Below are 13,527 nucleotides of genomic sequence, written 5' to 3' on the forward strand. Positions count from 1 at the left end.
CAACTCGAATTTGACATTTAAAAGTTAACGGCTAAGCCAACTCTCGCTCTAAACGTACCAAACAATCTGAAGTAATATCAGCAATGGTTTTTGCACCTGTTAAAGTCATTGCCACACGCATTTCTTTATCAATCAGTTCTAAAAGATTTGAAACGCCCGCTCCACCCGCAGCACCTAATGCGTAAACAAAAGCACGACCGAGCATACACGTGTCCGCACCCAACGCCAGCATACGTACAACATCTAGACCATTACGAATACCCGAATCTGCAAGGATTTTAATATCACCCTTGACTGCATCTGCAATTGGTGGAAGCGCACGTGCAGAAGATAAAACACCATCCAACTGACGACCACCATGGTTTGAAACCACAATCCCATCTGCACCGAAACGCACTGCATCTTTGGCGTCTTCAGGGTCCAGAATTCCTTTAATGACCATTGGCCCATCCCAAAACTCACGAATCCACTCAAGGTCTTTCCACGAAATAGACGGATCGAAGTTAGAACCTAACCAACCAATATAATCTTCTAGACCTGTAGGCTTACCTAAGTATTTGGAAATATTGCCCAAGTCATGCGGACGTCCCATCATGCCGACATTCCACGCCCAATGTGGGTGGAAACATGACTGCATATAACGGCGCATTGCTGCATTTGGGCCACTCATACCCGAGTGGGCATCACGGTAACGCGCGCCCGGAACAGGCATATCCACAGTAAACACCAAGGTTGAACAGCCTGCCGCTTTAGCACGCTCCAAAGCATTTTTCATGAAACCACGGTCACGTAGTACATAGAGCTGGAACCACATTGGACGTTGAATCGCAGGTGCCACTTCTTCAATTGGACATACTGAAACGGTAGACAGTGTAAATGGAATACCCTTTTTATCTGCAGCGACCGCAGCTTGAACTTCGCCGCGGCGTGCATACATGCCTGTTAAACCCACAGGCGATAATGCAACTGGCATCGACAAAGTCTCATCAAACAGTTTGGTCTCTAAACTTAACTGTGACATGTCGTTCAGTACACGCTGGCGCAAAGCAATTTTTGATAGATCTTCTACATTACGCTTCAGGGTATATTCTGCATACGCACCACCATCGATGTAATGGAATAAAAATGGCGGTAAACGACGTCGTGCCGCTTCACGGTAGTCATTGGCAGAAGAAATAATCATGCTTATATCCTGTTTAATCGACTGGCACGCTGACGACGAGCTTCTTCTTCATCAATCATACGCACCTGTTGTACTACAAACTCAATGTGTCCACAGACTGCTCTACGTGCAGCTTCAGGATCACGACGTTCAATTGCATTCATGACTTGAAAATGCTGATCATGCAATTGATCAAATCGGTGTGCTTCGCTATAAACTTTTCGACGACCTAAAACGACATTAAATTGCAACAGATCAAATAGACCACGCATCATCTGAATCAACACTAAATTATGTGATGCTTCAGCAATCGCCAAATGAAATTTGGCATCTGCACGCGCTGCTTCATCGTCATTGCCTAAAGCCTGAAAATGATTGATCTGATCATAATAATGTCGGATATGTGCCAAGTCCTCTGCTGTAGCACGTTGTGCCGCATACCATGCAGTACCACCTTCCAAAATAATGCGCGCCTCTTGCACATCAAACCGGTAGGCAGGGTCTTCACTAATCAAACTGCTGATGGGCTGCACAATTTGATAACTCGACCAAGTCGCTGGTAATTGCTTTAAAAAAGTCCCCGCACCGACTTTACTGACCAACACGCCCATGCTGGTCAATTGAGAAATCGCTTCGCGTAAAGAAGTGCGTGAGACGCCAAGTTGTTCACACAGTTTCCGTTCTGCAGGCAGACGATCTCCAACTTGCATATTGCTTTCTTCAATCAATACGCGAAGACTTTGAACAGTTTTATCAGAGACTTTCATCTGCTTTCCTTAACGTTGTTACACAATGCGTGTTATGGAATCATCCAAGGGAACACATAAGCTTGTAGGGTGATTAAAATCCCCATCATGATTGTGAACGTTATACTGTGTTTTACGGTAAAACGGAATAAATCAGACTCTTTACCTACCAAGCCAACTGCCGCACATGCAATTGCAATGGACTGGGGTGAAATCATTTTTCCTGTCACACCACCACTGGTATTGGCAGCAACGAGTAATACTTCTGGTACACCGATTTGCTGTGCAGTGGTTGCCTGTAATGCAGCAAATAGCGCATTGGCTGACGTATCTGAACCCGTAAGGAAGACACCAAGCCATCCTAAAAATGGTGAGAAGAAGGTAAAGGCTTGACCTGTATGTGCAAGTGCTAATGCCAATGTTGCTGACATCCCTGAATAATTGGCGATAAATGCAAAAGCCAAGACCATCCCAATTGAATAAATTGGAATTTTTAATTCATTAATGGTTTCACCAAAGGTCACAATCGCGTCTTTCGGCTTCATTTTTAAGAAAATAATGGTAATGATCGCAGCGATAACAATTGCTGTACCTGTTGCCGAAAACCAATCAAATTTATAGATAGCATCGTAGTCCTTCATTTCAGGTACGACTGGCGGCATCTTTTGAACCAATTGATGTAAAAATGGCACTTTGATCGAAATAACTAAATCATGTAAGGCACCGTCTTTAGTAAATAAATCTTTAAACGGTTTAATACTCCAGATCGTGACCATCACCGTTAAGATCGCAAATGGCGACCACGCTTTTGCAATTTGACCCAAGCTATATTTTTGCTGTTTTTGTGCAGCAACATCTTCACTCATCGTCGCATCTTGATCTGCAAAGCGGAAAATATGTTTAGGCTGCCAATATTTAAATAAAATCGTTAATGACACTAAAGAGGCAATCGCCGCGGTAATATCTGGTAATTCAGGACCGACAAAGTTCGAGGTTAGGTACTGTGCAATCGCAAAGCTACTCGCCCCAACTACAACCGCAGGCCAAGTTTCCTTCACACCGCGCCAGCCATCCATAATCGCCATAATCCAAAACAGTACAATCGGCACCATAAATGGCAGCTGTCGACCAACCATCTGACTGATTTCCATCGTATCAACACCAGACACTTGTCCAGCAACGATAATTGGAATACCCATCGCACCGAAAGCTACTGGCGCTGTATTTACGATCAGACAAAGACCTGCCGCATATAAAGGCTTAAAGCCTAAACCTACCAATAGTGCTGCAGTAATCGCCACAGGGGCACCAAAGCCCGCCGCACCTTCTAGGAAAGTACCGAAAGCAAAGCCAACTAACAGCATCTGTAATCGTTGATCTTCAGTAATGGAAAGAATCGAAGAACGGATAATGTCAAACTGCCCTGTTTTGACAGAAATTTTATACAGGAACACCGCACCAATAATGATCCATGCAATCGGCCATAAACCGTAGAAGAAACCGTAGACCATCGAAGCCAATGCCATGAGCGCAGGCATGTCATAGGCAAATAAAGACACCAAAAGTGCCAGTACAACGGTGATCGTACCTGCCACACTGCCTTTTAAACGAAATACAGCAAGCGCCAAGAAAAAAAAGATAATCGGAATGAGCGCAATTAAACTTGATATCCATATATTCCCCATTGGGTCATATATTTGCTGCCATTGAAGCATTGTCATCTCCTTGAAATGCTTACTAAGATTTAATTATTGAGCAATATCAGCATGTGGTCTTTTCATATTGGTATTACCAATATAAATATTAAAGACATAAAAACTCATACTATTGCTGAAATACTCCGCAATTTTTAATTATTTCAACTCAACCATTCAAGCTTTTCTTATTTTTGGTATGACCAATATTCAATGCGAAAACATTATTTTCCAGTTTAAATTTTTAACAATCCTTTTTTAAATATATGTTTTATATTTATTATTTATGAATAAACTTTATAAAATATACTTTAGTCTAATAACCAAGCTTTGTTTGACTTCAGTCTCATTTCAACGAAAAGGATAAAAACCAAATCAACTCAATATTGGTATGACCATTTATTTAAATCAAATAGATTTATTTATATTTGCATCCTATTCCATTCAGAAAACGCATTTTCGGCCCGCAAAAACTGGATGAAGTATTCACCAATAGATTTCAACGATCATTTTTTTCCACCTCATCGCTTGTATCTCATGATTTTTTAGAAAAACCGTGCAGAAAAGTGCTACAATCGCGCACATATATGTATTCTTTCAGGCCACCCATTCTCGGTGCCTATATTTATATCGTTAGGATTAACAATGACTGATAATGCAACTATCTTGCAGAATGTCCCAGTTGGCAAAAAAGTTGGTATTGCCTTCTCTGGTGGTCTAGATACTTCAGCTGCGCTTTTGTGGATGAAACAAAAAGGTGCAGAACCTTATGCTTACACAGCAAACTTAGGTCAACCTGATGAAGACGACTACGATGCGATTCCAAAAAAAGCGGAAGCGTATGGCGCAGTTAAAGCTCGCTTAGTTGATTGTCGTTTACAACTTGCATTAGAAGGTATTGCGGCTATTCAATGTGGCGCTTTCCACATTTCAACTGGTGGTATGCCTTACTTCAACACGACTCCTCTTGGTCGTGCAGTTACAGGTACAATGCTTGTAACAGCAATGAAAGAAGATGACGTAAACATCTGGGGTGACGGTTCGACTTATAAAGGTAACGACATCGAACGTTTCTACCGTTATGGTCTATTGACTAACCCTGCACTTAAAATTTACAAACCGTGGTTAGACCAAACCTTTATTGACGAATTAGGTGGCCGTGCAGAAATGTCACAGTTCCTAATCGACAACGGTTTTGACTACAAAATGTCAAAAGAGAAAGCGTACTCAACTGACTCAAACATGTTAGGTGCGACTCACGAAGCAAAAGATCTTGAATACCTGAATGCTGGTATCAAAATCGTAGACCCAATCATGGGCGTTGCTTTCTGGAAAGATGACGTAGAAGTTAAAGCTGAAGAAGTTTCTGTAACTTTTGAAGAAGGCTTCCCTGTTGCATTAAACGGCAAACGCATCGAAAACCCTGTTGAATTCATTCTTGAAGCCAACCGTATCGGTGGTCGTCATGGTCTAGGTATGTCAGACCAAATCGAAAACCGTATTATCGAAGCAAAATCTCGTGGTATTTACGAAGCTCCGGGTATGGCTCTTCTTCACATCGCTTACGAGCGTCTTGTGACTGGTATTCATAACGAAGACACCATCGAACAATACCGCATTAACGGTCTTCGTTTAGGTCGTCTTCTTTACCAAGGTCGTTGGTTCGATTCTCAATCTTTAATGCTTCGTGAAACTGCACAGCGTTGGGTTGCTAAAGCGATTACAGGTACAGTTACTATTGAACTTCGTCGCGGTAATGACTACACCATCATGAACACTGAATCTCCTAACCTCACTTATGAAGCTGAGCGTTTAACCATGGAGAAAGGTGATTCTATGTTTAGTCCTGCTGACCGTATTGGCCAATTGACTATGCGTAACCTTGACATCACTGATACACGTGCAAAACTTGGCATCTACACTGGTGCTGGCTTGCTTGCAGTGGGTACAGGTTCTGCAGTGCCTCAATTAAAAGACAAAAACAAATAAGATTTGTTGAGTCAAAAAAAACCGCGCAATTTGCGCGGTTTTTTATATCCAAGCTTTATAAAAGCATCACTTAAACCTACCTTTAAGCGACATTGATTGCACGTATCGATTGGTAATAAATTTGATTCCGGCCTAATTGTTTCGCACGATACAACGCCTGATCGGCAATATTTAACAGTTCATCCTTCGTCATATTTTCAGCACGATATACCGTAATACCCAAACTAATAGTGACGTGATTTGAAACCTGTGATTTGGCATGTGGAATTTCTAAACGATCGATTGCTTTATAAATATTTGACGCTACCGCATAAGCACCATGCGCATCGGTTTCAGGCAGTAAAACCACAAACTCTTCACCACCATAACGTGCGACAAAATCCATATGTCGAATGGCATTTTTAATCGTTTTGGCAATCGTTGAAATGACCTCATCACCCTTCTGATGCCCATAGAAATCATTATAATTTTTAAAGTGGTCAACATCGATGAACAGCACAGCAAGTGCTGTATTGTTTTGTTTAGATTGCTCATAAAAAGTATCAAGCATTTCATCTAATGTGCGGCGATTGGATATTTTAGTTAGTTCGTCATGCTGACTAAGATGCAATAGCTCAGTGGTATGGATACGATGTATTTTCTCACTGATATCTGCACGTAACATATTTAAATAAATCATGCGTTCACGTGCGCAGAGCATTTTACTAACAGCAAAGCCCATCACACAGCTACCCATCAATACACGACCCATAACCATTGCATCAAATTGTACATACATTGAAAACAGCATCAGCATTGTAATCACTGCTGCCAACATGCCAACCATTAGCATGTGTATAGGTTTAACCCCTGTCAAAATATATCCCAAAATATAAATCATGCAGATGATCATCATCGCTTGATGCTTTAAGGCTTCGGTGTATACAGTCATGGTCAACCATGTCATCGATAGCACAGCCCAAAATACAATGAACATACTGGCATGGGCAAAATAAGCTTTGAGAATGTTATAACGCGAGAAGGCATAAAGCGTCAGCAAGCACAGTGCGCCATTAACCAAACCCAATAAACATTTAATAAAGTCATGGCTAAAATGTTCTTTTTGAATAATCCAGTAATCCCCAGGAATAATCAGGACAGTGAGAACAAAATAAGTTAGTACACCCATCCAAAAGTATTGGCTGATGTTATGACGGGCGCGTTGTAAATTGAGCGACCAAAATTGTTGCTCGAGTTTTTTCGGAAAAATTTCACCGACACGACGCGTTTGCCGTGTAATCAGTTCTTCTATTTTTTCCTTATCGTATTGCAACTTTGCAAGGTTATACTTGTATTCCATTTCCAAGCATTTATCTAATTCTTTTAGTGATTTAAAAATACCACAGTTTTCAAAATTTATTTATACCCACAATACCATTTGTCCTGAATTCTCGTTACCATTTTCACATTATATGCATTATCATTTGTATTATTTCAAAGTTCCGGGATCGCTGTGAATACGATTACTCTTCTTCAGCCAGATGATTGGCATGCACATTTACGTGATGGTTTAGCACTTGAGCGCACAGTTCCCGATTTAGCAAAACAATTCTCTCGTGCGATCTGCATGCCAAATACTGTTCCACCGGTTAAAACAGTGGAAGAAGCGAATGCCTATCGTGAACGTATCATGGCTCATGTACCTGAAGGCGTACACTTTGACCCACGCATGGTGTTGTATTTCACTGACAATACATCTCCAAGTGAAGTGAAAAAAATTAAAGAATCTGCACACGTCAATGCCATTAAACTTTACCCTGCGGGTGCAACCACAAACTCAGACAGTGGTGTCAGCGACATCAGTAAGGTCTATGCTGTGATTGAGCAACTAGAAGAACATCAAGTTCCTCTGCTTCTTCATGGTGAAGTGACACATAATCATGTGGATATTTTTGACCGTGAAAAACGCTTCTTAGATGAAGTGTTATCTCCACTGCTTAAACAATTTCCAAAATTAAAATTGGTGCTTGAACACATCACCACAAGTGAAGCTGCGCATTTTGTTCTAGAACAAGACCGTAACGTTGCTGCCACTATTACCCCGCAACATTTATTGTTTAACCGTAATGATATGTTAGTCGGTGGCATCAAGCCGCATTTCTACTGCTTACCAATTTTAAAGCGTCAAACACATCAGCAAACCTTACTTGAAGTAGCAACCAGTGCAAATCCTAAGTTTTTCTTAGGTACAGATAGCGCGCCGCACTCAAAAGATGCTAAAGAAAATGCATGTGGCTGTGCAGGATGTTATAGTGCACCTACAGCAATTGAGCTCTACGCTCAAGCATTTGATCAAGTCGGTAAAATCGACCGCTTAGAAGGTTTTGCAAGTCACTTTGGCGCAGACTTCTACGGACTCCCTCGTAATACCAATACCATTACTTTGGTAAAAGAAGATCAAGTGATCCCTGAAAGTTTAGACTATTTGGATGGCGAAAAAATTATTCCGTTATATGCGGGTAAGACCATTCAATGGAGAAAAGTGTGACAGATGAAACTCGACCAGTAGTTGGTCAACGTTTCCGTGGTTTTTTACCTGTTGTTGTCGATGTCGAGACAGCAGGTTTTAACTCACAGACCGATGCCTTACTGGAAATTGCAGCCATTCCAATTGTGTATGATGCAGAAGGGAAATTTGTGCCAGGTGAAGCTCACCATGCGCATATTAATCCGTTTGAAGGTGCGAATCTTGACCGTAGATCTTTAGATTTTATTGGTGTTGATCCATTTAACCCAATGCGTATGGCGATGGCAGAGGATGAGAAATCTGCGTTAAAGCGTATTTTTAAATCTGTAAATGAAGTACGTCGTCAACAAAACTGCACACATGCGGTATTAGTCGGTCATAACGCGCATTTTGACTTAGGTTTTGTACAAGCAGCAATTGCCCGTACCGGTACAAAAAATCAAAACCCTTTTCACAGTTTTTCCGTATTTGATACCGTAACTTTAAGTGCGGTGATGTTTGGTCAAACTGTACTTGCTAAATCGTGTATTCAAGCTGGAATTGAGTTTGATGGTAAAGAGGCTCACTCTGCCTTGTACGACACTCAAAAGACTGCTGAACTGTTCTGCTATATTTTGAACAAACTCGGCCCTCACCTACTTGACACTCTGGTGGCGGATCAATAAGATACCGCCATCTTCTAAACGTCCCTATCGTCTAGAGGCCTAGGACATCGCCCTTTCACGGCGGTAACCGGGGTTCGAATCCCCGTAGGGACGCCAATACTTCTTATCAAGCTCTTTCTTTTTTCTAATATTCATAACGAATGAATATTCTTAAATCATCACTATTTCTATCTTAATTCTCATTGACTGAATTTCTGTGTATTAAAAAAACATTTATTGCAAATAATTCTCATTTCTATTGATTATTTTTGTAAAGTTAATGATAATCGCTATCGTTTTTATCTGCATAATTGTTGACAGCCATGCGCTTTGCCTATTCTCCCCTTAATATCGCAATTTTGACTGCTTTAGCATCTCATGCGTATGCAAATGAAAGCCAGGTCACTGAAGAAATCAAAACCAATACGGTGTCGATGACACCTATTGAGGTTGAAGTTAAAGCCAAACAAGAAGTTGGTAAAATTGTTTATAGCAAAGAAGATTTAGAAAAAACGCCGAATAGCTCTAAAAACATCACTGACTTTTTAAAAGTTAATCCAAATGTGCAGTTTAGCCGTGAACAACGTTCTGCAGATTCACAGGCTGAGCTACGACCATCCGAGATTTCTATTAATGGCGCGCAATCTTACCGAAATAAATTTGTAATTAACGGCGTCAATACCACCAATAACCTTGACCCTCTGGCAAGCGGCAACTCCTATTCAGGCAAGCTTGATGGTGGCTCACAAGGGATTGCCCTAAATACCGATTTAATTTGTAAATTAGAATTGATCGATAGTAATGTTTCTGCAGCATACGGCGAATTTACAGGTGGTGTAGTTAATGCTGAAACTTGTGCACCAAATACTGAAATTGGCAAAATCCACGGCTCCGTTACTTACGACTACACGGAAAGTGATTGGTCACGTTATCATTTTACCGATGAAGAAGAAGCTGCAGAGTTTGAAGATCCAACATCATCAAATAATAAAGAATATAAAAAACACGGCCTAAGCCTGAATCTATACAGCAAACTCTCTGAACAATGGGGCATCAATAGTTATGCCTCTAAACGTGAATCCATCGTTCCAGTAATGAGTGGTTTAGAAGATCGCAGTAAAGTCAAAAGCGAGCGTAATAATATCAACTTAGGGACTACCCTTTTTTACACACCTTCGGACACAACCAAAGCGAAGTTTGGCTTTGATTTAGGGGATTTGGACAGTCTAAATTTCGTTGATAAGCGAATAAATTCAAAAAGTATTAGCAATACAGAAACGTTGACATTTTTTGGTGAATTAGAAAACAAACTCAATAATTCAACATTAAAACAAAATATTAGCTATCAAACGCTAAGCCAAGCACGTGAAAATGATTCAACTACCGGCATTCTTTGGAAGCAAACACCAACTAAAAACTGGAGTTCCAATCCTGGTGAAGGTACCACAAGTAGTGATATTGAATTACACCAAGATACATTTTCGTATAGTCTAAAAAATACGTTTGATACCATTCAGATTGGCAACAGCATGCAACAATTAAGCTTTGGTATGGGCTATTACTATTCTAAAGTTGCATGGGAACGGCCTAACGATGCCTATATGTATAATCAGCCTAAGACTTTTACATCTAGTTCAGGCATTAGCTGTACGGCAGGTGATATTCTTTGTGATGAAGCAACGGATGAAAATAACTATCAAGGCCAATATCAAACAAATGGCAAGTATTATCAAAAAGGTAAAGTTAATATTGACCAACAACGTGTGCATACCTTCATTGAAAACACATCGACTTGGGATAATTTTTCAGCGCGTTTAGGTTTACGTGCAGATTATGATAGCTTATCGAAAAATTTAAATATTGCACCTCGTACTGCCTTTAACTATAAACCGCTAAAAAATGATCTTCTGTCCTTCACTACGGGATGGAATCGATATTATGCAAACTATACCTTAGCCACTGAACTGCAAGATCAACTTGCATTTTTGGAATACAATTTAAAACGCACAAAAAATCAAACTGAAGACTATTGGACTCAAACTGGGTTATCAGATTTAATATTAGCTAATTCCAATGTTCAACGTGCCAATTTAAAGACCCCTTATGCTGACGAAATTGTGTTTGCCATTAATAGCCAAGTTAAAAACTGGAACCTTGGTCTGAAATGGGTGAATCGTGATAGCAAAGATGAAATCACAAAAAATCGTTTTATTGATCCAACCACCAGCAACACCATCGATCATTTTGAATATAGTAATAGTGGTAAGGCAAAAGCTGACATTTACACACTCACACTCAGAAATACGCTGCAAGTCGTATATAAAAACTCTCTGCACGGGTTTAACTTTGGCTTTGATTACACTGAATCAGAAAAAAATTATTTAGACTATTCTGAGTCATATAACGTTAACAGTAATACGACTGCTGAAGATCGCGATATTATCTTTAACGGCAGCCTCATCCAATTTAATGAACGTCCTGTTGAAAATTTCAATCAGCCTTGGACGGCTCGTTTTGGTTGGGACATTGAGTTTTCAAATTTACCATTAAAGATTAATAACTTCTTAAGCTACAAATCTGAATATAAAGATACGTATAAACTAAAAAACAAAGTTGAGCATGATGGTGTCCTGTTGGAAGCCTATGCCACAGATACAATTAGACCTCGATTTAGTTGGGATATGCGTACCACTTATGATTTCAATTTCTCTAAAGACTACAAAGCAATATTCGGTTTAACCATTAACAATATTACCAATCGACATAATATCTATACCACCCCAGGTATTAGTGAGTCGACCAACAGACTTAGATCTGAAATTGGGCGACAGTTCATTGCTGATGTCACATTTAAATTTTAATCTTCCCTATCAAGAGCGCCTTAAAAACGCTCTTGATTCATTTTTAAATAGACGAAAAAATGAAAAAAATAATCTTACTCTTTGGCCTGTGCATAGTATGTCTCGGTATCTTCATCTACATTTTTAGACCCGAAGCCAGCCTACCTACAAATCCTTCAAATACTGTTGAGCATGATGCCAATCAGACAAATCAAACAGCATTGAATGATGACCAAGAATCTTCTATTCCCGAAACCAACGATCATGACACTCAAATACAAGCGAAAAAAACCAAAAAATTGAGCGAAGAAGCAATACAGTATTACCGAACAGCAAGTAAATACGGTTGGGAGTCAATCGTTCGTGATTTTGAAAATGGAACCATCCTAAAAAGTAAAATGCCTAAAGGGGAAATAGAAAAACTTTGCGAAATTGCACTGAGTCAAAGCACTGCCGATAAAACCAAACGCTTATTTAAAGCAAATTGCAAACCACTCAATGGCCGTTCATCCTCTATGATTATTAATGGCGCATTAACCAATGCAGAAGGCAAAATAGATCAAAACGAAATCATTGAAAAATTAAAACTCTACAAGTCGGAAAATGTTTTACAAACACACGTTACGTATAAATTTGGCCCGTATGAAGAAAAAAGCTCTTTGCAATCTAAAACAATTGGTTGGGGGCTTGAAGACGTTTTTGATTATTTGCTGAGTATTGGAGTCGATTACACGGGCGTGGATGGTAATTTAATTTTAGACAATATCAAAGGCCGTAACCCTTCTGTGAGTTTCGTTCAAAAACTACTGAATGCAGGAATCGAGCCCAATAGTAACGTTTATAAACAAATGGAACAGAATGACTTTTCAACCAAATATCCTGACGTTTACAATTTATTAAAAGCACACAAACCATGAAAAACATCGTTATTACCAGCTGCCTGCTAATGAGTATGCATTGCTTTGCAAATGCTCCAGTGCCACAAAATCACGCTACCAATGCACCATCAGTGAAAAACATTCACGACTTTAAAAAGATCAAAGGGATGACAAATGATGCATCTCGTTATTATAAATTTATAAACATATATGGTTGGTCAGCCATAGTGCAGGAATTTGAAAATAAAAATATTCAAAGCAGTAAAATGAAAAATAAAGAAATTAAAAAAATGTGTGACACAGCACATCTTATACTTCCACTTCAAGATATCAAGCGACTGATTGCTGCTGATTGCAAACCCAGCTCAAACGATGTGACTTTTAACACCATCAATAGGATTTTAAAAAATGGCGATGGTTCTATTAATGAACAAGAAATTATTGCTAAATTAGAATTTTATAATGCATTAGGATTATTAAAAACACATCAAACATACGGCCGTGGCTATCGTGCAGAAACATATAATTTACTCTACAAAGCTGCCGGTTTTGGTTTGCCTGATGTTTTTGATTATCTCCTGAATATCAGACTCACAGTAAAATATACCGATGGTAACTTACTGAATACACATTTTGATGGTCGCTCCCCACAGCTCGCGTTAACCCAAAAAATTTTAAAACTGGGTGTCGAGCCAAATGCCTCAACCATTACGATCATGCAACAACGGAACTTTAAACAACACTACCCTGACATTTACCAAGTCATCCTATCCAATCTAGAACAGAAAAACCGTAAACTTTAATTAATTACAGCCTGACTGGTTTTGTTTATACTTCAGCTTGATCTATTTTGATGTAAGAACACCCTATGTTTAAAAAGTTGCTCTTGGTTTTAGCCATCTTATTTCCATCTGCACTCTATCTGTATATTGTGAGCCGTGATGACACCAAAGCCCCTGTAGCTGAACAAACTCAAGTACCTGCAACTTCTGAAGCTGAGTATCAAACTCCTGACCATTAATCCAATGGTCAGTGCTAAAGATTTAAATTTTAGATCAGTATTATCAC

At 39.6% G+C, this 13,527-nt stretch carries 11 protein-coding genes and 1 tRNA gene; 8 read left to right on the top strand and 4 right to left on the bottom strand.

Annotation, left to right across the window (positions count from 1 at the left end):
* Positions 1-31: 31 nt before the first annotated feature.
* Genes lldD through lldP form a run of 3 tightly spaced genes read right to left on the bottom strand, consistent with a single transcriptional unit; the run spans position 32 to position 3,629 of the window.
* Positions 32-1,183 carry an FMN-dependent L-lactate dehydrogenase LldD gene (gene lldD, locus AC4CU0_RS10440; RefSeq protein WP_067765993.1) on the bottom strand — a complete coding sequence of 384 codons (1,152 nt, stop codon included), beginning with the start codon at positions 1,181-1,183 and terminating at the stop codon, positions 32-34.
* Positions 1,184-1,185: 2 nt separating this feature from the next.
* The gene (gene lldR / locus AC4CU0_RS10445; protein ID WP_067765996.1) at positions 1,186-1,929 is read right to left on the bottom strand and encodes a transcriptional regulator LldR; all 744 of its coding nucleotides are present in this window, start codon (positions 1,927-1,929) and stop codon (positions 1,186-1,188) included.
* A 32-nt stretch (positions 1,930-1,961) separates the two neighbouring features.
* Positions 1,962-3,629, bottom strand: a complete 1,668-nt coding sequence (lldP, locus tag AC4CU0_RS10450) for an L-lactate permease (protein ID WP_171256696.1) — start codon at positions 3,627-3,629, stop codon at positions 1,962-1,964.
* 618 nt (positions 3,630-4,247) lie between these two features.
* On the opposite strand from lldP, the gene argG reads away from it, so the two are divergent.
* Positions 4,248-5,591, top strand: coding sequence for an argininosuccinate synthase (gene argG / locus AC4CU0_RS10455; RefSeq protein WP_490743102.1), 1,344 nt, complete (start codon positions 4,248-4,250; stop codon positions 5,589-5,591).
* Positions 5,592-5,673: 82 nt separating this feature from the next.
* Here the strand turns inward: argG and AC4CU0_RS10460 are convergent, their stop codons facing one another.
* A complete protein-coding gene (locus tag AC4CU0_RS10460; RefSeq protein WP_067766002.1) occupies positions 5,674-6,930 on the bottom strand; it encodes a GGDEF domain-containing protein in 1,257 nt (418 codons plus the stop codon).
* A 153-nt stretch (positions 6,931-7,083) separates the two neighbouring features.
* On the opposite strand from AC4CU0_RS10460, the gene pyrC reads away from it, so the two are divergent.
* The 7 genes from pyrC (at position 7,084) to AC4CU0_RS10495 (ending at position 13,480) form a co-directional block, all read left to right on the top strand.
* Positions 7,084-8,118, top strand: a complete 1,035-nt coding sequence (gene pyrC, locus AC4CU0_RS10465; protein WP_067766005.1) for a dihydroorotase — start codon at positions 7,084-7,086, stop codon at positions 8,116-8,118.
* Entirely contained in the window at positions 8,103-8,762 is a 660-nt protein-coding gene (gene rnt, locus AC4CU0_RS10470) for a ribonuclease T (RefSeq protein WP_067766008.1), read from the top strand. The genes pyrC and rnt overlap by 16 nt, the downstream gene beginning before the upstream one ends.
* 20 nt (positions 8,763-8,782) lie before the next feature.
* A tRNA-Glu gene (locus tag AC4CU0_RS10475) sits at positions 8,783-8,858 on the top strand.
* A 206-nt stretch (positions 8,859-9,064) separates the two neighbouring features.
* Positions 9,065-11,602, top strand: a complete 2,538-nt coding sequence (locus AC4CU0_RS10480; protein ID WP_490747080.1) for a TonB-dependent receptor plug domain-containing protein — start codon at positions 9,065-9,067, stop codon at positions 11,600-11,602.
* A gap of 59 nt (positions 11,603-11,661) precedes the next feature.
* Positions 11,662-12,498 (top strand): hypothetical protein, encoded by an 837-nt coding sequence (locus AC4CU0_RS10485; RefSeq protein WP_490743104.1) that lies wholly within the window; start codon positions 11,662-11,664, stop codon positions 12,496-12,498.
* The gene (locus AC4CU0_RS10490; protein WP_490743105.1) at positions 12,495-13,262 is read left to right on the top strand and encodes a hypothetical protein; all 768 of its coding nucleotides are present in this window, start codon (positions 12,495-12,497) and stop codon (positions 13,260-13,262) included. The genes AC4CU0_RS10485 and AC4CU0_RS10490 overlap by 4 nt, the downstream gene beginning before the upstream one ends.
* Before the next feature lie 65 nt (positions 13,263-13,327).
* A complete protein-coding gene (locus AC4CU0_RS10495) occupies positions 13,328-13,480 on the top strand; it encodes a hypothetical protein (protein WP_180036011.1) in 153 nt (50 codons plus the stop codon).
* Positions 13,481-13,527: the final 47 nt, after the last annotated feature.

This window comes from Acinetobacter sp. LipI_15 (genome assembly GCF_058242865.1).